At 65.3% G+C, this 21,968-nt stretch carries 21 protein-coding genes; 13 read left to right on the forward strand and 8 right to left on the reverse strand.

From position 1 onward, the window contains the following. Nucleotides 1-2: 2 nt before the first annotated feature. Nucleotides 3-2,849, forward strand: a complete 2,847-nt coding sequence (gene secA / locus AC5Y2L_RS09260) for a preprotein translocase subunit SecA (RefSeq protein WP_499933429.1) — start codon at nucleotides 3-5, stop codon at nucleotides 2,847-2,849. Nucleotides 2,850-3,526: 677 nt separating this feature from the next. Here secA and AC5Y2L_RS09265 read toward each other — a convergent pair. Beyond that, nucleotides 3,527-3,814, reverse strand: coding sequence for a hypothetical protein (locus AC5Y2L_RS09265; RefSeq protein ID WP_499933427.1), 288 nt, complete (start codon nucleotides 3,812-3,814; stop codon nucleotides 3,527-3,529). A gap of 172 nt (nucleotides 3,815-3,986) precedes the next feature. Here AC5Y2L_RS09265 and mddA point away from each other — a divergent pair, with 172 nt between their 5' ends. The 4 genes from mddA (at nucleotide 3,987) to AC5Y2L_RS09285 (ending at nucleotide 7,088) form a co-directional block, all read left to right on the forward strand. Further along, nucleotides 3,987-4,778 (forward strand): methanethiol S-methyltransferase, encoded by a 792-nt coding sequence (gene mddA / locus AC5Y2L_RS09270; protein ID WP_499933425.1) that lies wholly within the window; start codon nucleotides 3,987-3,989, stop codon nucleotides 4,776-4,778. Between the two features lie 81 nt (nucleotides 4,779-4,859). Beyond that, nucleotides 4,860-5,369, forward strand: a complete 510-nt coding sequence (locus AC5Y2L_RS09275) for a DUF3887 domain-containing protein (protein ID WP_499933424.1) — start codon at nucleotides 4,860-4,862, stop codon at nucleotides 5,367-5,369. A 75-nt stretch (nucleotides 5,370-5,444) separates the two neighbouring features. Further along, the gene (locus AC5Y2L_RS09280; RefSeq protein ID WP_499933423.1) at nucleotides 5,445-5,927 is read left to right on the forward strand and encodes a cation:proton antiporter regulatory subunit; all 483 of its coding nucleotides are present in this window, start codon (nucleotides 5,445-5,447) and stop codon (nucleotides 5,925-5,927) included. Between the two features lie 3 nt (nucleotides 5,928-5,930). Next, complete coding sequence (locus tag AC5Y2L_RS09285; protein WP_499933421.1) at nucleotides 5,931-7,088, forward strand: cation:proton antiporter; 1,158 nt, start codon at nucleotides 5,931-5,933, stop codon at nucleotides 7,086-7,088. Nucleotides 7,089-7,266: 178 nt separating this feature from the next. On the opposite strand, the gene AC5Y2L_RS09290 is transcribed toward AC5Y2L_RS09285, so the two are convergent. Next, nucleotides 7,267-7,800 (reverse strand): Rv3235 family protein, encoded by a 534-nt coding sequence (locus AC5Y2L_RS09290; RefSeq protein WP_499933420.1) that lies wholly within the window; start codon nucleotides 7,798-7,800, stop codon nucleotides 7,267-7,269. 229 nt (nucleotides 7,801-8,029) lie between these two features. Here AC5Y2L_RS09290 and AC5Y2L_RS09295 point away from each other — a divergent pair, with 229 nt between their 5' ends. The 5 genes from AC5Y2L_RS09295 (at nucleotide 8,030) to AC5Y2L_RS09315 (ending at nucleotide 13,590) form a co-directional block, all read left to right on the forward strand. Further along, complete coding sequence (locus tag AC5Y2L_RS09295) at nucleotides 8,030-9,448, forward strand: WS/DGAT/MGAT family O-acyltransferase (protein ID WP_499933419.1); 1,419 nt, start codon at nucleotides 8,030-8,032, stop codon at nucleotides 9,446-9,448. 44 nt (nucleotides 9,449-9,492) lie between these two features. Then, entirely contained in the window at nucleotides 9,493-10,353 is an 861-nt protein-coding gene (gene ppk2 / locus AC5Y2L_RS09300; RefSeq protein WP_499933417.1) for a polyphosphate kinase 2, read from the forward strand. Further along, nucleotides 10,350-10,850, forward strand: a complete 501-nt coding sequence (locus AC5Y2L_RS09305; protein WP_499933888.1) for a DUF6912 family protein — start codon at nucleotides 10,350-10,352, stop codon at nucleotides 10,848-10,850. The genes ppk2 and AC5Y2L_RS09305 overlap by 4 nt, the downstream gene beginning before the upstream one ends. Before the next feature lie 232 nt (nucleotides 10,851-11,082). Then, complete coding sequence (locus AC5Y2L_RS09310) at nucleotides 11,083-12,225, forward strand: ferredoxin reductase (protein WP_499933416.1); 1,143 nt, start codon at nucleotides 11,083-11,085, stop codon at nucleotides 12,223-12,225. Nucleotides 12,226-12,303: 78 nt separating this feature from the next. Further along, the gene (locus AC5Y2L_RS09315) at nucleotides 12,304-13,590 is read left to right on the forward strand and encodes a fatty acid desaturase family protein (protein ID WP_499933414.1); all 1,287 of its coding nucleotides are present in this window, start codon (nucleotides 12,304-12,306) and stop codon (nucleotides 13,588-13,590) included. A gap of 94 nt (nucleotides 13,591-13,684) precedes the next feature. Here AC5Y2L_RS09315 and AC5Y2L_RS09320 read toward each other — a convergent pair whose 3' ends face one another. Genes AC5Y2L_RS09320 through AC5Y2L_RS09330 form a run of 3 tightly spaced genes read right to left on the reverse strand, consistent with a single transcriptional unit; the run spans nucleotide 13,685 to nucleotide 16,467 of the window. Next, nucleotides 13,685-14,191 (reverse strand): DUF302 domain-containing protein, encoded by a 507-nt coding sequence (locus tag AC5Y2L_RS09320; RefSeq protein WP_499933413.1) that lies wholly within the window; start codon nucleotides 14,189-14,191, stop codon nucleotides 13,685-13,687. Nucleotides 14,192-14,197: 6 nt separating this feature from the next. Then, nucleotides 14,198-15,286, reverse strand: coding sequence for an NmrA family NAD(P)-binding protein (locus AC5Y2L_RS09325; protein WP_499933411.1), 1,089 nt, complete (start codon nucleotides 15,284-15,286; stop codon nucleotides 14,198-14,200). A gap of 8 nt (nucleotides 15,287-15,294) precedes the next feature. After that, a complete protein-coding gene (locus AC5Y2L_RS09330; protein WP_499933410.1) occupies nucleotides 15,295-16,467 on the reverse strand; it encodes a thiolase family protein in 1,173 nt (390 codons plus the stop codon). Nucleotides 16,468-16,555: 88 nt separating this feature from the next. Here AC5Y2L_RS09330 and AC5Y2L_RS09335 point away from each other — a divergent pair, with 88 nt between their 5' ends. Then, on the forward strand, nucleotides 16,556-17,023 hold the full coding sequence (locus tag AC5Y2L_RS09335; RefSeq protein WP_499933408.1) for a winged helix-turn-helix transcriptional regulator: 468 nt from the start codon (nucleotides 16,556-16,558) through the stop codon (nucleotides 17,021-17,023). A gap of 5 nt (nucleotides 17,024-17,028) precedes the next feature. Here AC5Y2L_RS09335 and rsgA read toward each other — a convergent pair whose 3' ends face one another. Both rsgA and aroA read right to left on the reverse strand, forming a co-directional pair. Continuing rightward, a complete protein-coding gene (gene rsgA, locus AC5Y2L_RS09340) occupies nucleotides 17,029-18,009 on the reverse strand; it encodes a ribosome small subunit-dependent GTPase A (protein WP_499933406.1) in 981 nt (326 codons plus the stop codon). Then, nucleotides 18,006-19,292, reverse strand: coding sequence for a 3-phosphoshikimate 1-carboxyvinyltransferase (aroA, locus tag AC5Y2L_RS09345; protein ID WP_499933404.1), 1,287 nt, complete (start codon nucleotides 19,290-19,292; stop codon nucleotides 18,006-18,008). Before aroA ends, rsgA begins: the two co-directional genes overlap by 4 nt. A gap of 55 nt (nucleotides 19,293-19,347) precedes the next feature. Here aroA and AC5Y2L_RS09350 point away from each other — a divergent pair, with 55 nt between their 5' ends. Further along, nucleotides 19,348-20,118: an SOS response-associated peptidase gene (locus AC5Y2L_RS09350; RefSeq protein ID WP_499933403.1), complete on the forward strand. Its 771-nt coding sequence runs from the start codon at nucleotides 19,348-19,350 to the stop codon at nucleotides 20,116-20,118. A gap of 99 nt (nucleotides 20,119-20,217) precedes the next feature. On the opposite strand, the gene AC5Y2L_RS09355 is transcribed toward AC5Y2L_RS09350, so the two are convergent. Beyond that, nucleotides 20,218-20,649, reverse strand: a complete 432-nt coding sequence (locus AC5Y2L_RS09355; protein ID WP_499933401.1) for a hypothetical protein — start codon at nucleotides 20,647-20,649, stop codon at nucleotides 20,218-20,220. Nucleotides 20,650-20,805: 156 nt separating this feature from the next. Here AC5Y2L_RS09355 and AC5Y2L_RS09360 point away from each other — a divergent pair, with 156 nt between their 5' ends. Further along, the gene (locus AC5Y2L_RS09360; protein ID WP_499933400.1) at nucleotides 20,806-21,672 is read left to right on the forward strand and encodes a 3-hydroxyacyl-CoA dehydrogenase family protein; all 867 of its coding nucleotides are present in this window, start codon (nucleotides 20,806-20,808) and stop codon (nucleotides 21,670-21,672) included. The last annotated feature ends 296 nt before the right edge of the window (nucleotides 21,673-21,968 follow it).

Consider the following 21,968-nt stretch of genomic DNA (forward strand, 5'->3'; position numbering starts at 1 on the left):
CTGTGCTGTCGAAGTTGCTGCGCCTTGGTGAAGGTCGCACAGTCAAGCGCCTCAAGAAGGTGGCGGACTACGTCAACACGTTGTCCGACGACGTCGAAAAGCTCGCCGACGCCGAGCTGAGGGCCAAGACCGACGAGTTCAAAAAGCGCCTGGAAGAAGGCGAGGACCTCGACGATCTGCTGCCCGAAGCATTTGCGGTGGCCCGCGAAGCCGCCTGGCGGGTGCTCGACCAGCGACCGTTCGACGTGCAGGTGATGGGGGCGGTCGCCCTGCACATGGGCTACGTCGCCGAGATGAAGACCGGTGAAGGCAAGACCTTGACGTGCGTGTTGCCCGCCTACCTCAACGCGCTGGCCGGCAAGGGCGTGCACATCGTCACCGTGAACGACTACCTGGCCAAACGCGACAGCGAGTGGATGGGCCGGGTGCACCGCTTCCTGGGCCTGCAGGTCGGGGTGATCCTGGCCAACATGAACCCGGACGAACGCCGGGTGGCCTACAACGCCGACATCACCTACGGCACCAACAACGAGTTCGGCTTCGACTACCTGCGCGACAACATGGCGCACTCACTCGAGGACCTGGTGCAGCGCGGGCACACCTACGCGATTGTCGACGAGGTCGACTCGATTCTGATCGACGAGGCCCGTACCCCGCTGATCATCTCCGGTCCCGCCGACGGCGGCTCCAATTGGTACACCGAGTTCGCCCGGTTGGCGCCGCTGATGGAGAAGGACCTCCATTACGAGGTTGACCTGCGCAAGCGCACCGTGGGTGTGCACGAAAAAGGGGTCGAGTTCGTCGAGGACCAGCTCGGCATCGACAACCTCTACGAGGCGGCCAACTCTCCGCTGGTCAGCTACCTCAACAACGCGCTGAAGGCCAAGGAGCTGTTCCACCGCGACAAGGACTACATCGTGCGCGACGGCGAGGTACTGATCGTCGACGAGTTCACCGGTCGCGTGCTCTATGGCCGGCGCTACAACGAAGGCATGCACCAGGCCATCGAGGCCAAGGAGCACGTCGAGATCAAGGCCGAGAACCAGACGCTGGCCACCATCACCCTGCAGAACTACTTCCGGCTTTACGACAAGCTCGCCGGCATGACGGGCACCGCCCAGACCGAGGCCGCCGAGCTGCACGAGATCTACAAGCTCGGGGTGGCCAGCATCCCGACCAACAAGCCGATGATCCGCACCGACCAGTCCGACCTCATCTACAAGACCGAGGAAGCCAAGTACATCGCCGTCGTCGACGACGTCGCCGAGCGCTACGAAAAGGGCCAGCCGGTGCTCATCGGCACGACCAGTGTCGAGCGCTCGGAGTACCTGTCGCGCCAGTTCCAGAAGCGGCGCATCCCGCACAACGTGCTCAACGCCAAATACCACGAGCAGGAGGCGGGCATCATCGCCGTCGCGGGCCGTCGCGGCGGCATCACCGTGGCCACCAACATGGCCGGCCGCGGTACCGACATCGTGTTGGGCGGCAACGTCGACTTCCTGACCGACCAGCGGCTGCGTGAGCGGGGACTCGATCCGGTGGAGACACCCGAGGAGTACGACGCGGCCTGGCACGAGGAGCTGCCGAAGGTCAAGGAGGAGGCCGGCAAAGAGGCCAAGGAAGTGATCGAGGCCGGCGGGTTGTACGTGTTGGGCACCGAGCGACACGAGTCGCGGCGCATCGACAACCAGCTGCGCGGCCGCTCCGGCCGCCAGGGCGACCCGGGTGAGTCGCGGTTCTACCTGTCGCTGGGCGACGAGCTCATGCGCCGGTTCAACGGTGCCGCGCTCGAGAGCCTGCTGACGCGGCTGAACCTGCCCGACGACGTGCCGATCGAAGCCAAGATGGTCACCCGGGCGATCAAGAGCGCGCAGACCCAGGTCGAGCAGCAGAACTTCGAGGTCCGCAAGAACGTCCTGAAATACGACGAGGTGATGAACCAGCAGCGCAAGGTGATCTACGCCGAGCGACGCCGCATCCTCGAGGGCGAGAACCTGAAAGAGCAGGCGCTGGGCATGGTCCGCGACGTCGTCACCGCCTACGTCGACGGCGCGACCGCCGAGGGCTACGCCGAGGACTGGGACCTGTCGAAGCTTTGGGAGGCGCTCAAGACGCTCTACCCCGTCGGGATCGAGCACGAGAGCCTGACGCGTCGTGACGACGACTCCGAGCGCGACGACCTCACCCGCGAAGAGTTGCTGGACGCGCTGCTCGAAGACGCCGAGCGTGCTTATGCCGCAAGGGAAGCCGAGCTCGAGGAAATGGCCGGTGAGGGCGCCATGCGGCAACTGGAACGCAACGTGTTGCTCAACGTCATCGACCGCAAATGGCGCGAGCACCTCTACGAGATGGACTACCTCAAGGAGGGCATCGGCCTGCGCGCGATGGCGCAGCGCGATCCGTTGGTCGAGTACCAGCGCGAGGGCTACGACATGTTCATGGCCATGCTCGACGGCATGAAAGAGGAATCGGTCGGCTTCTTGTTCAACGTCACCGTCGAGACCGTGCCGGCCCCCCAGGTGGGCCCGGTCGAACAGCCGGAGGAGCTCAAGGAGTTCGCAACCGCGGCCGCCGGTGGTTCCGCGCGGCAGGATGGCGGGAGCGCTGCGCCCCCCGCGGCCCGCGAAGAGGTCCCGGCCACGTTGCGCGCCAAGGGCATTGAGAACGAGTCGCCCGCCCTGACCTACTCCGGACCGGCTGAGGACGGGTCGGCGGCGGTGCAGCGCAACGGCGGCACAGCCAAGACGCCGGCCGGGGTACCGGCCGGGGCGAGTCGACGTGAGCGGCGCGCGGCGGCCCGTCAGCAGGGTCGCGGCCCCAAGCCGCCGAAATCGGCGAAGAAGCGTTAGCGCGCAAGCGTATTCGTCTGAAATCGATGCCGTGGATCGCTTGAAATGATCTAGGTCTTCTGGTATCAGAAATATATATCGACAGGAACAGGTCATCTCGCAAGCTGAGGTGGGTGTGATGTTGATTGGTCTTGACTCTCCGGGTGTGGTTGAGCCGGATTGCCCGGCGGTCATCGAGGCGACGGCGATCGTGGAGGCCGAGTGGATCCGCCTGAGGCGCCCGAGCCGACCGGCTCACCATGTCACTCGTGAGCTCCTGGCGCCCCGCCGCTGCGGTCGCCGAGCACGCACCAGCGTGACGACGGCCCCTCGACCGTCGGCAAGCGCGACTCCCGTCAATGAACTGGCGGTTCGGGGGCCGAGTGGGGCGGTGTGGCCGCGGCAGCGTTCACCTCCGGTTCGAGGTGAATTGCGAACTGCCAGTACTCATTCCGACCGTAACGAAGGGGGTGGTCTGCGAGAACCAGCGAAGCTATAGGACACGCAAAGCGTCGGCTGTCATGCCGTCCACGAATATTGCGACGCATTGTCAGCGCCTGAGGCATAGTCATCAGCGCACCGCCACTTGTCGTGGCCATCTACGTGGACCGCATGAATGTCGCCGCTGAACGAAGGCGGGCCGCACCAAAGTCTTGGTGCGGCCCGCCCGCTCGTAGAGCTGCCCTGGTGTTTCTGGCTTAGCCGTGCGCTCGCCCGATCGACGCGCCGTTGAACAACGCTCCCCAGCGCTCGCGTGCGATGTGCAGCGCCTTTTGATCGCATTCGTCGGCGCGCTGCTGCTGCGCGATTGTCACGAGCGCATCCGCAAGACTCACCGGCGACACCCCATACTGCTTGGCTGTCTGCGCCAGCTCGAAGAAGGCCTGGTTGAGCGTGCAGCGGCGCAGGCCTATCAGCACGCCTTCGGCTGTGTCGAGAATCCGGTCGCCGCTTCGGCGGGGCGGCGCCGGACGACGTGCAGTCACGCGTCCCTCCTCAGCAAGCAGTGCTGTCCGGTGCCAGCTTCAAGTTCTGTGGTTTACGCCACAGATAACCTATGTCGCAGCTAACATATTCCGGCGGACTCCCGCGTTTCCGGGTGCAAACATGGGGCAAAAGCCCCATGGGCAAAACCGCTGCGCGGCAGACAATCAGGCCATGAAGCGTTTCCTGACATTGGGTTACGGAGCCGTGTGCTACGTGGCTTTCCTGGTTGCTTTTCTGTACGCCGTCGGTTTCGTCGGTGCGATCGTCGTGCCCCGCAGCGTCGACCGCGGCATCGCCGCGCCGGCACCCCAAGCGCTGGCTGTCGATCTGCTGTTGCTCGGCTTGTTCGCGGTCCAGCACAGTGTGATGGCGCGGCCGGGGTTCAAGCGGTGGTGGACGCGGATCGTGCCGCACTCGATCGAGCGCAGCACTTATGTGTTGCTCGCGAGCGCCGCACTGCTGTTGCTGTACTGGCAATGGCGCACAATTCCGGCGGTCATCTGGGATGTGCGGTCGCCCGCTGCCCGCTTCGCGGTGTGGACGCTATTTGGGCTGGGCTGGGCGACGGTATTCGCGTCGTCGTTCATGGTCAATCATTTCGACCTGTTCGGCCTTCGCCAGGTGTATCTGGTGTGGCGGGGAAAGCCCTACAGCGACATAGGTTTTCGGATTAAATTCCTTTACCGGTTGGTGCGCCATCCGCTCATGCTCGGGTTCCTCATTGGCTTCTGGGCGGCGCCCACGATGACGGCGGGGCATCTCCTTTTCGCGATCGCCACCACGGGCTACATTCTGATTGCGGTTCAGCTGGAAGAGCGCGACCTTGTGGCGGCGCTCGGCGACCAATACCGCGATTACCGCCGCCGGGTGCCGGCGTTCCTGCCGATTCCGCACCGGCGCAACGCGATTGGTACCGAAGCCATTGGTACCGAAGCAGTTGAGCCAGCCGAGGCTTCTGGCTGACGCCTCCGACTTGAATATTGTTTGTCGTTTCAGAATTTCGTATTCTCATGGTTCCCGCAAAGTCTACGAACGGAGACGGGCGTGGTGCGTCCTATCAGCCAGACAGTGGTCCGCTATGGGCGAGCACCATTGATCGTCGTTGCCGGCGTTGTCGTGAGCGTGTCGCTGTCTCTGGCGGTCACCGCATGCGGAAAATCAAGCACCAGCGGCCAGACCTCAACATCGACCAGCGCGTCCGCAACGACGCCGTCCACATCCGCGCCCGCCAATGCCAACCACGACCAAGCCGCGCTGCAGCTGCTCGACGCGATCACCCGAGGTGATTTTGTTTCGGCGACAGCGAATTTCGACGCTGAGATGCAGCGCAAGCTGTCCGCGCAGGCACTCTCGCAGGCCTGGACGCAATATCAACAGCTATACGGCAGCTACCAGTCACACGGGGATCCGCAGCACGTACAAAAAGGTGATCTCACCGTCGTGGACGTGCCGCTGCAGATGCAGAACGGGCCAGGTTTGTTCCGGGCCACCTTCCACCAGGACGGAAAAGTCGCGGGCCTGTGGTTCCTGAAGCCAGGGGCGCCAATTTCTTAGCGACAATCGCTGGCAATCCAAGAGTTTGGCCAGTATCACTTCTATCCCGCCGTCTTTTCGTCAAGGATTGACGCTATGGATGTCAAGGAGGTGTTGCTGCCCGGCGTCGGCCTCCGGTACGAATTCACCAGTCACAAAGGTGAGCGGATCGGCATCATCGCCCGTCGCGGAGGCGAATTCGACATCGTCCTGTATTCCCGCGATGACCCGGATCAGGCGCGACCTGTCTTTCAGCTCACCGACGAAGAGGCCGACACCGTCGCTCAGATCCTGGGCGCACCGCGAATCGCCGAGCGGTTCACCGAGCTGACCCGCGAAGTGCCGGGACTGGAAGCGGGTCAGGTCCATATCCTGCCGGGCAGCCCCTTCGTGGACCGCCCATTGGGCGACACGCACGCGCGTACCCGCACCGGCTCGTCGATCGTGGCCATCGTGCGCGAGGAACAGGTGCTCGCCTCGCCCAGCCCGGCCGAGATCCTGCGTGCCCGCGATGTCCTGATAGTCATCGGCACCGAGAAGGGCATCGCCGGGGTCGAACAGATCGTCGATCAGGGCTGAATCGTGCAGGTCTCGGGAGCGCTGCTGTTCCAACTCGGCGCCCTCCTGACCACACTTGCCGTATTGGGCGCTCTGGCAAGAAGATTCGCGCTTTCCCCGATACCTGTGTACCTGTTGGCAGGTCTTTCGCTGGGCAAGGGCGGGGTGCTGCCGGTGGCCGCGGCCGGCGAGTTCGTCACCACCGGCGCGCCCATCGGCATCGTGCTGCTGCTGCTCACGTTGGGTCTGGAGTTCTCTGCCACCGAGTTCGCCAGTAGTCTTCGGCATCACCTGCCATCGGCCGGCGTCGACATCGTCCTTAACGCCACACCCGGTGCGGTCGCGGGCTGGCTGCTCGGTTTGGACGGTGTTGCGATCCTCGCCCTGGCCGGGGTCACCTATATCTCCTCGTCGGGCGTCATCGCGCGGCTGCTGGTGGACCTGCGCCGGCTCGGTAACCGCGAAACACCGGCGATCCTGTCGGTGCTGGTGCTCGAGGACTTCGCGATGGCGGGCTACCTGCCGTTGTTTGCTGTGCTGGCGTCGGGCGGCAGCTGGCTGGAGGCCGTCGGCGGGATGCTGGCCGCGGTGGGCGCGCTGCTCGCCGCGTTCGCCGCATCCTTTCACTGGGGCCATCACGTCGGCCGGCTGGTGGCCCACCCCGACTCCGAGCAGCTGCTGCTCCGAGTACTGGGCATCACCTTGATGGTGGCCGCGATTGCCGAGGTCCTGCACGCGTCGGCGGCCGTCGGGGCGTTTCTGGTCGGCCTTACCCTCACCGGCGAGACCGCCGCCCGCGCCCGCAAGGTGTTGGGGCCGCTGCGGGACTTGTTCGCCGCGATCTTCTTCCTCGCGATCGGACTGTCGGTCGATCCCAAAGAGCTACTTCCGATGCTTCCGGTGGCGCTGGCGTTGGCGGTGGTGACGACGGCGACAAAGGTGCTGACCGGGATGTTCGCGGCCCGCCGCGACGAGGTGGCGCGCCGTGGGCAGCTGCGTGCCGGCATGGCGCTGGTAGCCAGGGGCGAGTTCTCCTTGATCATCATCGGCTTGGTCGGCACGTCGATCGCGGGGGTCGCGGCGCTGGCGACGTCGTATGTCTTCATCATGGCGATCGCCGGTCCGGTGGTGGCTCGCTACACCGGGAATCCACTGTCCGCGCGGGCCGAACCGCCGCGGTGATCGGCGCTACCAAATGACGTCGGTCAACTCCCTGACGGCGCCGGTGTGAACTCACGGACTGGATTGTGAACGTATGGCTTTGGCGGTGAGAGCACGGTTAAAAATCGGCGATTTTCCCGCCCAGGATTCACCCGCGAAGCCGAGGATTCACGCGCGACGCCCAAGCCCCAGCATCGCGTCAGCCGATGTGCAGGGCGACCAGCAGCCATCGGTTTGTCTTGGCATCGCGCACCCGTTCGACCCGGCAGGCGATGGCGTGCACCCGGTTCCCACGACTGTAGGAACCGAAAACCTCAGCAGCGCTCGTCGGATCGGGATGTCCTGCCGGTTGCACCCGCAGCCGGCGCAATACCGCAGCGCTTTCTCGCGCGGTCCGGCCGACCGATAGCACGGAGTCGACGAGGCTGGGCGCCAGCAAGGGCCGCAGCTGGGCCGGCGGACGACGGCGATCGATGACTTCCAGCACGCGGCGCAGCGCGGCGTCGGCGAAGACGGCCACCTCGCGCATCGGCGGGGCCAGCACGTCGCCGACGGCCTCGGGTTGGCTACCGGGCCCTGGGCGAGGCGCCGTCGAGATGCGCCGCCGCAGCACTACATGGGATGATCGCCGGGCGCTACCCGGCAGGCTCTGGCTTTCCGGCTCGTACTCCACCACGGGCACGACGGCGAAACCGTCGCGGCGGGGCGCGGTCACATCAGGAATGGCGGTCACGGCGCACTCTCCAACTCACCTCTGTACGGGGAGTCTGCTGGAGAGTTGCAGACAGCGATTTCGAGTTTCCGGGCTGCTTTCGGGTAGCCCGTCGCCGGCCATCATCGCATAACCGCGGCCGGCGCGTACCCGCGCCGAAATGCGCCTGAGAAGGCGGTTACCGTGGGCGGGAACTCCGTTAGAAGCGACGGATTGACGCGACGAACTGACAAGGAGGCGAGGGCCGCAGATGGTGACCCGCTTGTCCCCGGCGGACGCGTCTTTCTACCGGCTGGAGAACACGGCCACCCCGATGTATGTCGGATCGGTGGCCATCCTGCGGCGCCCGCGCGCCGGACTGAGTTACGAAAAGCTCCTGGCCACCGTCGAACAGCGGCTCGCGCAGATACCCAGATACCGGCAAAAGGTCCGGGAAGTGAAGATCGGGATGGCCCGGCCGGTCTGGATCGACGACCCCGACTTCGACATCACCTATCACATCAGGCGCTCGGCGTTGCCGTCGCCGGGCAGCGACGAGCAACTGCACGAACTGGTCGCACGACTGGCCGCGCGGCCGCTGGACAAGTCGCGCCCGCTGTGGGAGATGTACCTCGTCGAGGGCCTGACCAAGAACCGCATCGCCCTTTACACCAAGTCACACCAGGCGCTGATCAACGGCATGAGTGCGCTGGAAATCGGCCATGTCATCGCCGATCGCACCCGTCGGCCGCCACCGTTCCCCGAGGACATCTGGATCCCAGAGCGCGACCCCGGCAACACCCGGCTACTGCTGGGCGCCATCGGTGACTGGATAGTTGGCCCCGGCACGCAGATGCAGGCCGTCGGCTCCGCGGTCGCCGGACTGGCCACAAACTCCGGGCAGTTGCTCGATGCCGGTCGCCGGGTTTTCGACGTCGCTCGCACGCTGGCGCGCGGCACCGCGCCTAGCAGTCCGCTCAACGCGACGGTTTCGCGCAACCGGCGGTTCACCGTGGCCCGCGGCAGCCTCGAGGACTACCGGACGGTACGGGCGCGCTACGACTGCGACGTCAACGACGTGGTGCTGGCCGTGATAGCCGGCGCGCTGAGCAACTGGCTGATGTCGCGCGGCGAAACGGTGTCACCCACGGCGACGATCCGGGCGATGGCGCCACTATCGGTTTATCCGGAAGACCAACTGGATTCCACCGGCCCGGGCCAGGCGATAAGCCAGGTGATCCCGTTTCTGGTGGACCTGCCGGTGGGGGAGGGCAACGCGGTGGTGCGGCTCTCGCAGATCGCGCACGCCACCGAATCCAACCCGACGGCCGCCAGCCTGGTCGACGCCCAGACCATCGTTACCCTGTCGGGTTTTGCACCACCTACCTTGCACGCCATGGGTATTCGGGTGGCGACCACTTTTCCCAGCCTGTCCAAGAAGCCGTTCAACTTGTTGATCACCAACGCCCCCGGCGCGCAGTCGCAGATGTACATCGCCGGCACCAAGCTGCTGGAGAGCTATGCCGTGCCCCCGCTGCTGCACAATCAGGCGCTGGCGATCAGCGTGACGTCGTACAACGGCATGCTGTATTTCGGGATCAACGCCGACCGCGATGCGATGGCCGACGTCGACATGCTGCCGGGCCTGCTGAGCCAATCGCTGGACGAGCTGTTGGTGGCTTCCCGATAGTTGTCGGGGGTCAAAATTGCTGCCCGGGGCTACCATTCGTTGTTGTGAGCACCGTGACAAGCGACGGCGTGCCGGCGAAGGCGAAGAAGAAATCGAGCCCGGCGGCCAAACCGAAGATCTCCGATGAGGTCTACGAGGCCGAATTATTCCGGCTACAAACAGAATTCGTGAAGCTGCAGGAGTGGGTGCGGCATTGCGGCGCGCGCATCGTGGTCGTTTTCGAGGGCCGCGACGCCGCGGGCAAGGGTGGCACGATCAAACGGATCACCGAATATCTCAGCCCGCGGGTCGCTCGTATTGCAGCCCTGCCCGCACCGACCGACCGGGAGCGCGGCCAGTGGTACTACCAGCGATACGTCGCACATCTGCCCGCGAAAGGGGAGATCGTGCTATTCGACCGGTCGTGGTACAACCGTGCCGGCGTCGAAAAAGTGATGGGGTTCTGTACGCCGCAGGAGCATACGTTGTTCTTGCGGCAGACGCCGATCTTCGAGCAGATGCTCATCGAGGACGGGATTCTGTTGCGCAAGTATTGGTTTTCGGTGTCTGACGACGAACAGCTGCGCCGGTTCAAATCGCGGCGCAATGATCCAGTGCGGCAATGGAAATTGAGCCCCATGGACCTGGAATCGATCTATCGGTGGGAGGACTATTCGCGGGCCAAGGACGAGATGATGGTGCACACCGACATCCCGTCAAGTCCGTGGTATGTCGTGGAGTCCGATATCAAAAAGCATGCGCGGCTGAACATGATGCATCATCTGTTGTCCACCATTCCCTATCACGACGTGGAGAAGCCGAAGGTCAAACTGCCGAAGCGTCCCGTGGTCAGCGGTAACTATCAGCGCCCGCCGCGCGAGCTCTCCAAGTACGTCGACGATTACGCGGCCACCTTGATCGGCTGATGCAGGTCTACATCCCGGCCACCGTGGCCATGTTGCGGCAGCTGGTCGCCGACGGCTCGCTGTCACCGGTGAGCGGCACTGCGTTCGCCGTCACGCCGATGTTGCGTGAGTCGTACGCCGAGGGTGACGACGACGAACTCGCCGAGGTCGCATTGCAAGAGGCGGCGCTGGCGTCGCTGCGCCTGCTGGCCGCTGACGACGCCGATGACGGGCTGCCGCGGCGTGCGGTGCTTTCGGCCGAGGTCGAGGACGCCCAGTACCGGCCCGACCTGGATGACGCCGTGGTGCGGCTGGCCGGGCCGGTAGCGATCGAGCAGGTCATTGCCGCCTACGTGGACAATGCCGACGCCGAGGCGGCCATCACCGCGGCGATCGCCGTCATCGACGCCGCCGACCTCGGTGATGAGGACGCCGAGCTGATTGTCGGCGATGCCCAGGACCATGATCTGGCTTGGTATGCCAACCAGGAGCTGCCGTTCCTGCTCGACCTTTTGTGAGTGGTGGACCCGGGTCCGTCGAATCTGCGCTCCTGGCACCCAGCCTGCAGACAAGGCGCGATTTTGCTCTCCAGCCGCGCCCTCAACGCAGTCTCGATTAATGCTGGACCGCGCCCGGTGTGACGCAATCTGAGCCGAATGGGCTGGATACGCTACCGTAGGTTACGCTACCGTAGCTTTTGATGCGACGACCCGAAAGTCAACGGCCGCGCCGTGAGCAGGAGCTATCCCAATGAGCAAGAAATACGCCCCGATCACCGCGAACGTCGTCGACACCAAGCGCGCCACCGTTGCCGGTGCCGACCAGCACCCGGGCTGGCATGCGCTGCGCAAGATCGCTGCGCGCATCACCACGCCGCTATTGCCGGACGACTATCTGCACCTGGCCAACCCGCTGTGGTCCGCGCGGGAATTGCGCGGCCGCATCATCGAGGTCCGCCGCGAGACGCACGACTCCGCCACGCTGGTCATCAAACCGGGCTGGGGTTTCAGCTTCGACTACCAGCCCGGCCAGTACATCGGGATCGGGTTGTTGGTCGACGGGCGCTGGCGCTGGCGCTCCTATTCGCTGACCTCCAGCCCGGCCAGTTCCCGGTCGGCGCGGACGGTGACCATCACCGTCAAAGCGATGCCCGAAGGCTTCCTGTCTACCCACCTGGTGGCCGGCGTCGAGCCCGGGACCATCGTCCGGTTGGCCGCGCCGCAGGGAAATTTCGTGCTGCCCGACCCCGCACCGCCGTCGATTCTTTTTCTGACCGCCGGATCGGGGATCACGCCGGTGATGTCGATGTTGCGAACACTGGTGCGACGCAACCAGATTGGCGACATCGTCCACCTGCACTCGACACCCGCGGCGGCCGACATGATGTTTGCCGGCGAACTCGCCGCATTGAGTGACGACCATTCCGGTTATCGGTTGCATGTGCGCGAGACGCGCACCGCCGGCCGACTCGAGCTGTCCAAGCTGGACACGGAGGTGCCGGACTGGCGGGCACGGCAAACCTGGGCCTGCGGGCCGGAGGGCATGCTCAACCAGGCCGAGAAGCTGTGGTCGTCTTCCGGGGTCAGAGACCGGCTGCACCTGGAGCGGTTCGCGGTATCGCGTGCCGCACCTGCAGGAGCGGGCGGGACGGTGACCTTCGCGCGCAGCGGCAGATCCGCGATCGCCGATGCCGCCACGTCGGTGATGGACGCGGGTGAAGGCGCAGGCGTGCAGATGCCGTTCGGGTGCCGGATGGGTATCTGCCAGTCATGTGTGGTCGACCTGCTCGACGGGCACGTCCGTGACCTGCGCACCGGGCAGGAGCACGAGCCCGGCAATCGCATTCAGACCTGCGTATCGGCCGCTTCCGGCGATTGCGTTGTCGACATCTGATGGCTACCGGCTGGTAACCTACGGATTCGTAGGTTACGATAGCGTAGGTCTGGACCGTACGAGGCAGGGGAGAAGACGATGGCGATTACCGACGTCGACGTGTTCGCGCACCTGACGGACGCCGACATCGAGAACCTGGCCGTTGAGCTGGATGCTATCCGCCAGGACGTTGAAGATTCGCTCGGCGAGCGGGATTCCCGCTACATCCGCCGTACCATCGCCGCGCAGCGCGCACTGGAAGTTTCCGGGCGGCTGTTGTTGGCCGCCAGCTCACGCCGCTCGGCCTGGTGGGCAGGCACCGTGACGTTGGCCGTGGCCAAGATCATCGAGAACATGGAGATCGGCCACAACGTCATGCACGGCCAGTGGGACTGGATGAACGATCCCGAGATCCACTCCACGACGTGGGAGTGGGACATGACCGGGTCGGCCAAGCACTGGCGGTACACGCACAACTTCGTGCACCACAAGTACACCAACATCCTGGGCATGGACGACGACGTCGGCTACGGCATGCTGCGCGTCACCCGCGATCAGCGGTGGAAGCGGTTCAACATCTTCAACCTGGTGTGGAACACGTTGCTGGCACTGCTCTTTGAGTGGGGTGTCGGGATGCAGCACGTCGAGATCGGCAAGATACTCAAGCGCCGGATGGATCACACGGAGGCCAGGCAGCGCATCGACGAGTTCTTGGTCAAGGCCGGTCGTCAGGTGGTCAAGGACTACGTCGCGTTCCCGGCGCTGACCGCGCTGTCACCGGGCGCCACGTACCGATCCACCCTGACGGCCAACGCGACGGCCAACGTGATCCGCAATGTGTGGGCCAACGCCGTCATCTTCTGCGGCCATTTCCCTGACGGCGCAGAGAAATTCACCAAGACGGACATGATCGGCGAAACCAAGGGGCAGTGGTATCTGCGGCAGATGCTGGGCAGCGCCAACTTCGACGCCGGCCCCGCGCTGCGCTTCATGAGCGGCAACCTGTGCCACCAGATCGAGCATCACTTGTATCCCGATCTGCCCAGCAACCGGCTGGCCGAGATCTCGGTACGGGTCCGCGAGGTCTGCGACAAGTACGACTTGCCTTACACCACAGGCTCTTTCCTGGTGCAGTACGGCAAGACCTGGCGCACGTTGGCCAAGTTGTCGTTGCCGAACAAGTATCTGCGCGACGACACCGACGATGCGCCCGAGACCCGCAGCGAGCGGATGTTCGCCGAGCTGGGGCCGGGTTTCGCGGCCACCGACCCGGTGACCGGACGGCGGCGCGGGCTGAAGTCCGCGATCGCCACAGTGCGGAGCTGGCGCCGGGGCCGGCGCATCGCAGCCGGAAAACTCGGCCACGCCGACGATCTGGCTGCCTGAGGATCCCTCGGCGAGCGTGCTCTCATGGCGAGATTTCGAGCGTTTTTTCGCCGTCAGAACACGTTCGGCGCGCGCCGCGCCCGTGCCCGCAGGGTCAGGGACCGCTGGTCACCTTCGCGGCGAGAGCGGCCAACTTGGCGTCGAGTTCCTCTGCGGCGCTGAGTAATTCCGGGTCGGGCTCGACCACCATCAGCGATGACGGCTGGACGTAAGTCAGGCTGCTTCCACCCTCGCCGTCGTCGGTCAGCAGCAATTCGACCGGTGCGAACAAGCCCGCGCTGACGTCGTGCCGCAACATGGTGATGGCGATCAAGGGGTTGCCCAGGATGACACGGAGCACCTTGCGGTCGACACCAGCCTTCGAAATCCACGCGCCATGGTCCAGCAAGCCGAAAAGCATGAAACCGCTTGGCCCGACGTGGGATTGCACCCGCTCCTGATATGCCGGCCAACTGTCGGACTGCACCGCGAATTCGCTGATCGGAACCGGCCGTTCACCGATGTCGGACAGCAAGGCGGCGACCAGCTGGTCGTAGCTTTTCGTGCTCGCGTACCGCAGTCGCACGCCGGTGAAGGAAGTTTCGAGCGGTTTTGATGGCACGAGCGTCTACAACCTCCCGGTCCTCATATCCTCACCCACCTTGAGAATCGGACGCCAGTTGTCGGGTTGCACCCGTTCCCAAAGGCCGCCCTTGCCCAGCTCTCGCCCCAGCCGGTCTTGTCTTGTGAACCACTCCTGCACGCTCCTGATCCGGTTCGGGTGAATCTCGTCGAGCAACGCGTAATCTCGCTTGACGACGCGGTACTTCCACAGATTCCAAAAGCCCGTGAAGTTGTCGCGGATGTTCATGGTGCTCTTGTCATTTGGGTCAGCGTTGTAGCCGGCGGGCATATCTGCGGCAGCACTCAGCGGACCAGTGCGCCAATACGTTTCCAGATCGGTGTCGATGTATTGGGCGGGATGCCCGGTGACCTTCTCAAACGCCGCAGCAAGATCCGCGTAGGCGACATCTTCAATGGCGACTTCGAGGTCCATGCCGTTCGAACGCTCGGGATGGTCGAAGAGCCAGCGCACGTAGTATCCGCAATCCTCCAGCGACACGTGCGGAACGGCTCCCTCGCCGAGTGGAACTCGCCAGGTCAAGACGCCGTCCTGCACGCTAGGTGTCATGGGCGTCGCCGGCGAAATCACCATCTCGATGTAGGGACCCGTCGTGAAGACCGCTGCTCCCATCCGGTCACCGTTGGCCTGATTCTGATACAAGATCCACTCGCCCACCCGTCCCTTGCCGTCGTAGTGGCCAGTGCGGAACCGGGAGTCATATCCCGATTTCTTGAGCCCGTAGTCGAGGTTTCCGTACACGAAGAACTTGATTCCTTCTTCGATGGCTATTTCGTAACTGCGGATCGCCCAGTACATCTCGGTTTTCTCGCCGGTGTTGAACCCGTCGATGTTGACGAAGGCGCCGTCACAACCGCGGAATCCTTCGCGCAGGACGGCTTCGTCGGCGAATGAGCCTTCCAGGACCGAGACGTTGTCGAGTGCGAGCAGTTCCTTGGCTCGCCGGGACGACGGGTCGCGGCTGAGGAATCGAACCGAGTACTTCTGGTCGGCGACTAGGGCACGAATGACGGGAATGCCCTGGGCTCCGGTGCCGCCGATGACAAAGATTTTCGATGTGGTGTGAGCAGACATCGGCCGGCTCACAGACGCTCGATGATCGTGGCGTTGGCCATGCCGCCGCCCTCGCACATCGTCTGCAGACCGTAGCGCCCGCCCCGCTGATGCAGCGCGTTGACCAGGGTGGTCATGATGCGGGCGCCGCTGGCGCCCAGCGGGTGCCCGATTGCGATCGCCCCGCCGTTGACGTTGGTCTTGGCCAGGTCGGCGCCCGTGTCATGCGCCCAGGCCAGCACGACGGGAGCGAATGCCTCGTTGACCTCGAACAGATCGATATCGGCCAGCGTCAAACCGGCTCGCTGCAACACCCGCTCGGTCGCGGGGATGACGCCGGTCAGCATGTACAGCGGGTCTGAGCCGACCGCCGTGGTGGTGTGGATGCGGGCCAGCGGGCGCAGGCCCAGCTTCTTGGCGTGCTCGCTGGTGGTGATGAGGACTGCGGCGCTGCCGTCGGATAGCGGCGAGGAGTTCCCGGGGGTGATCAACCAATTGATCTGCGGGAAGCGCTCTTTCATCGCCTCGCTGTAGAAGGCCGGCTGCAGCCCGGCCAGTGATTCGACCGTCGTGCCGGGCCGGATGATCTCGTCGGTGGTAAGCCCGGCGACCGGGATCAGCTCGTTGTCGAACAGCCCGTCCTTGGTGGCCGCGGCGGCCTTCTCATGGCTGGCCGCGGAGAATTCGTCGATCTGGCTGCGCGAAAACCCCCACTTCGCGGCGATCAGCTCGGCGCTGATGCCCTGCGGTACCAGGCCGTCGGGGTAGCGCCGGGTCATGTCCGCGCCGAACGGATTGCTCCCGGGCAGCACCGAGGTGCCCATCGGTACGCGGCTCATCGATTCCACACCCGATGCGATGACCAGGTCGTAGGCGCCGGCGATCACGCCGTGGGCGGCGAAGCTGATGGCCTGCTGGCTGCTGCCGCACTGCCGATCTACCGTTGTCCCGGGCACTGATTCCGGAAATCCGGCTCCCAGCAAGGCATTACGTGCGATGTTGACGGCCTGATCGCCGGCCTGGGTGACGGCGCCGGCGATGACGTCGTCGATGTGGGCGGCGTCCACACCGGTGCGGGCCACGAGTTCGCGCAGGCTGTGCGCCAGCAGGTCGGCCGGCAGCACGTCATGCAGGGCGCCGCTGGCCTTGCCCTTGCCGACGGGGGTACGGACAGCGCCGACGATCACGGCGTCACGAGTCATGGCTCCTCCTTGAGCTGAGTATCGACTGCTATACCCAGCTATAGCACCTGGGTATACTTGACGCAACCCAGATGGGAGGGTGATCTCCGTGACAATGCTGCAAGGGCGACTGGCCGACCGCGACGCGTGGTCGGCGGTCGGCGAGTGCGCGATCGAGAAGACCATGACGGTCGTCGGCACCAAATCCGCGATGCTCATCATGCGCGAGGCGTACTACGGCACCACCCGGTTCGACGACTTCGCACGACGGGTCGGCATCACCAAGGCCGCCGCGTCGGCGCGGCTGGCCGAACTGGTCGACATCGGACTGCTGCGGCGCCGGCCTTACCGAGAGCCCGGCCAGCGCAGCCGCGACGAGTATGTGCTCACCGAAGCCGGCATCGAGTTCATGCCGGTGGTGTGGGCGATGTTCCAGTGGGGCCAGCGTCACCTCCCGGGCCGTCATCGGTTGCGGCTGACCCATCTCGGCTGTGGCGCCGACGCGGAGGTGGAAATCCGCTGCGCGGAAGGGCATTTGGTGCCACCAGACGAGCTCGGCATGCGGCTGGCGCGCTAAGGAAGTCAGCCCTCCCTGAGCACCGACAGCAGCCGCCGGGCCGCGACCACCCGGCGCGCGGCGGGTCCGGACAGCGTGTCCAGCGCGCACTCGGGATCGGCCGGCGGCCCCATGTGTCCGCAGCCGCGAGGGCAATCCTGGATCGCCTCGGCCAGATCCGCGAACGCCAACAACACATCATCGGGCTGGATATGGGCCAACCCGAACGAGCGGATGCCCGGCGTGTCGATCACCCAGCCATCGGGATCCAGCGGTAACGCCACCGACTGGGTCGAGGTGTGCCGTCCGCGGCCGATCTCGGTCACCGCGCCGACGGCCCGATCAGCCTGGGGGACAAGGCGATTCACTAAGGTCGACTTGCCGACCCCGGAGTGTCCGAGCAGCACGGTGATCTTGCCGGCAAGCAGGTCCGCCACCGCGAGCAGTGGGTCGTCGACGCCCGCCGTTACCACCGTCAAGTCCAGGTCGACGAACTGCTCGGCGAACGGCTCCGGTGGGGCCAAATCCGTCTTTGTCAGGCACAGGATCGGCGTGAGCCCGCCCGCGTAAGCGGCGATCAGCGCCCGGTCGACCAGCCCGGTGCGCGGCGGCGGGTCGGCCAGCGCCACCACCATCAGCAGCTGGTCGGCATTGGCGACCACTACCCGCTCGGTGGGGTCGGTGTCATCGGCGGTGCGGCGCAACACCGTTCGTCGCGGACCCCGCCGCACGATACGGGCCAAGGTGTCCGGACGTCCGGACAGATCGCCGACCACGTCGACGTCGTCGCCGACGACGATCGGCGTGCGCCCCAGCTCGCGGGCACGCATGGCGGTCACCCGCCGATCGGGATCGCCGCCGAGCACACACCCCCACCGGCCGCGATCGACGCTGACCACCATGGCCGATTCGGCGTCGGCGTGTTCGGGCCGGGTCTTGGTCCGGGGTCGCGAGCCTCTGCCGGAGCGGATCTTGACGTCGGACTCGTCGTAGTCGCCGGGCCTCAAGATCCTTCGACCATTTCGGCCCAAAGTCGCGGGAATTCCGGCAGCGTCTTGGTGGTGGCGGCAATGTCGTCGACGTCTACGCCGTCGACCCGCAACCCGACGATGGCCCCGGCCATCGCCATTCGGTGATCGGCATATGCGCGCCAGACACCGGGCCGCAGCGCTGTCGCGGTGATCACCAGGCCGTCGGTCGTTTCCCGGCAGTCGCCGCCCAGGCGGTTGATTTCGGCGCTCAGCGCGGCAAGCCGGTCGGTTTCGTGACCGCGCAGGTGAGCGATGCCGGCCAGCCGCGACACCGACCCCGGGTCGGCCAATGCCGCCAGTGCGGCCACCGATGGGGTGAGCTCGCCGACGGCGCGCAGGTCGACGTCGAATCCGGGGTACCCGGTTGGTCCCTGCACCTCGAGGTATGAATCGGTTTGGGTGACAACGGCATTCAGCTTGCGCAGGATGTCCAGGATGTGGTCGGCGGGTTGGACGCTGGCCGCCGGCCAGCCGGTGATGCGCACGGTTCCGCCGGTGGCCACGGCCGCCGCGAGGAATGCGACAGCGTTGGTCAGATCGGGTTCGACGTCCCAATGTCGGGCCTTGACCGCGCCCGGCCGGACCTGCCATCGGTTTTCGGCCAAGTCGTCGACGTCGACGCCGGCCTGACGCAGCATTGCCACGGTCATCGCGATGTGCGGCGCGGACGGCAATGTGGCGCCCGTGTGCTGCACGGTCAGGCCCTCGGTGAACGACGCCCCGCACAACAGCAGGCCGGACACGAACTGCGAGGACGCCGAGGCATCGATGGCCACCGTCCCTCCGGTGACCGATCCGCTGCCCTGCACCCGAAACGGCAGCCCCGTCCCGTCCACGGGGACGCCGAGACCGCGCAGTGCGTCCAGCAGCGGTGCGATCGGCCGGGCCCGCGCCTGTTCGTCGCCGTCGAAGATGACCGATGATGCGCTCAACGCGGCCAGTGGCGGGACGAAACGCAACACCGTGCCGGCCAGGCCGCAGTCCACGCGCGCGTCCGGGTCGGGGTCGATTTCGCCGCTGACCGTGAGCTCGGAGCCGTCCCCGTCCACTTGCAGGCCCAGCGTCCGCAGCGCGCCGATCATCAGGTCGGTGTCCCGGCTGCGCAGGGCACCCGAGATCGTCGACGTGCCCAGGCCTTGCGCGGCCGCCAGCCCCGCCAGGATCAGTGCCCGGTTTGTCTGGGACTTCGAGCCCGGGACGGTCACCGTCGCGTGCACCGGTGTCCGCGCGCAGGGGGCCGGCCAGGGCGTGGTGCTCACCTGCACCATCCTGCCGTCTCGGCGGGTGTCGTGGATAGCAGGCACCATGGGTCGTATGTGTGGACGCTTTGCGGTGACGACGGACCCGGCCCTGTTGGCCCAGAAGATCAAGGCGATCGACGAGGCCACCGGCGCCTCGGAACGTGCCGCTGAACCCAACTACAACGTGGCGCCGACGGCCACCGTCGCGACCGTGGTCACGCGCCATGCCGAGCCCGACGATGAGGCGACGCGCCGCGTGCGACTCATGCGGTGGGGGTTGATTCCGCCGTGGGCCAAGGCCGGTGCCGACGGAGCACCCGAGGGCAAGGGCCCGCTGCTGATCAACGCGCGCGCGGACAAGGTGACCACCTCGCCGGCGTTTCGCTCGAGCGCGAAATCCAAACGCTGCCTGGTCCCCATGGACGGCTACTACGAATGGCGGGTCAACGCCGAGACGGCCGGGGGCAAGAAGTCACCCAAGACGCCGTTCTACATGTATCGCGGTGACGGTGAGCCGTTGTTCGCGGCGGGCTTGTGGTCGGTGTGGAAGCCCGCCAAAGATGCTGAACCGCTGTTGAGTTGCACGATCATCACCACCGACGCGGTGGGCGAGCTCGCCGAGATCCACGACCGGATGCCGCTGATGCTGGCCGAACCCGACTGGGATGCCTGGCTGAATCCGGATGCGCCGCTGGATCCCGAGCTGCTGGCCCGCCCGCCGGATGTGCGCGACATCGAGGTGCGCCAGGTGTCGACGCTAGTCAACAACGTGCGCAACAACGGCCCCGAGTTGCTCGAGCCGGCCGAGACCGAGCCCGAGCCCGAACAGATTACGCTGCTCTAGCAACACCTCCCGCGAGACCCCCCACCTCCGGCGAGCGTCCGTAAATGTACGTCTAAACGCTGCAATTCGTGTACATTTGCGCACCCTCGCGGGTGGCCGTCATTCCGCATCGGGCTCGTCTGGGTAGCCGTATCCCTGCGCTTTGCCTCTGGCAATGGCTTGCCGACGTTTCTGTTTCCAATCATCGTGTTCTGCGGCCGGCCGCCAGTACTCGATGGCATCGTCGTCGACGCCGTAGAACGGGTAGTAGGCCGATGCGCGGTCTCTGCCTGCCCGCGAACAACGCCGGCCGTTTTCCAGCAGTGGCCCTTCGGCGGTGGTGGAGTGCTTGCGACGCTTGCGGACCAGCTCCCGGGGGTGACCTTCGCGGACGTAAACCGCGGCCAAGGCGGTCGCCGAAGCGAGGTTAGTTCCGGACAGGTATATCCAATGTCCCACCGAGCATGTCCTGGTCAACTCGTCGTCGCTGCACACCAGAACCCAGTCGGCGACGGTGTCCTCACCGTATCGCCGCAAATCCTCAGCGATCATCTCCGCAGTAGTAGATATCATCGCCTAGCAATGCTGCATAAGACGGCGATGCTTCAACAAATCACGTCGCAGCGTAGTTTGCATGAGACAACAGTCTGCCCATCTTTGTCGCTTCGCGACGGAACCAGACGCTCAGCCACGATCTAGCATGCTGGTGTGACCGGCAAGTACACCTACACCTTCGAAGACATTCGCAACCGCCCCGCCGCGGTGATCGGGGCGGGAACGCTGGGCCGGCGCATCGCGCTGATGCTCGCGAGTCGCGGAGGAACCGTGCGGATCTATGCCCGCCGGCCCGAGCAGCGCGCCGAAGCCACCCAATACGTGACCGAAAATCTCCCTAAACTCTTGCAGGACAGAGGCTTTGGTGAGATAGGCACGGCGGTCGGGGCAGCGTCGCTCGAGGAGGCGCTGGACGGTGCCTGGCTTGCCGTCGAATCCGTTCCCGAACGGCTCGACATCAAGATCCCGCTATGGGGCGAGATCGACCGGGCCGCGCCTCCGGACACCATCTTCGCCACCAACTCGTCGTCGTTCCCGTCGCGGCTGATGGCCGAAAACGTCCGCGACAAAACACGTTTGTGCAACACACACTTCTACATGCCGCCGCAGTTCAATGCGCTCGACCTGATGTCGGACGGCCAGACCGACCGCGGCCTGCTGGACACCCTGCTGACCGTCCTGCCCGAATTCGGTGTCCACCCCTTCGAAGCCCGCAAGGAGTGCACCGGCTTCATCTTCAATCGGGTCTGGGCCGCCATCAAGCGCGAGTGCATCGCGGTGGTCGCCGAAGGTGTGGCGCGGCCGGAGGATGTCGACGGGATGTTCAAGGTCAATTGGGGTGTGCCCGCCGGGCCATTCCAAATGATGGACATCGTCGGCCTGGACGTTGTGCTCGACATCGAGAACCACTACGCCGAAGAGTTTCCGTACCTGCCCAAGAGCGTGCGGGACTTGTTGCAGCAGTATGTGGATGCGGGCAAGCTCGGTCTCAAGACCGGCGAGGGCTTCTACCGGTACTAGCGCGAGCAGACGCAAAATTCCCTAAAACCTCGGCGTTTCGGGGAATTTTGCGTCTGCTCGCGCCGCCTCGAGCGGGCTCTTAACCGTTGCTCAAAACCAAGCGCCAGTGACCGGCGGCCCGAGGATCCGGAACACACCAGAAGTTGTTCCAATTAAACGGTGGCGTTGTGGCTTTCACGCCGGGGCCGGCGTCCTGACAAGCCTGGTGAGTCGGGTAGCTACCTTCGGTCTGGAGTGTGTCGGCGTTGCTGACGCCCACGCCGGTCGTCACCGACGCCGCAACAGCCAGCAAACCC

Source organism: Mycobacterium sp. NGS66, assembly GCF_059812225.1.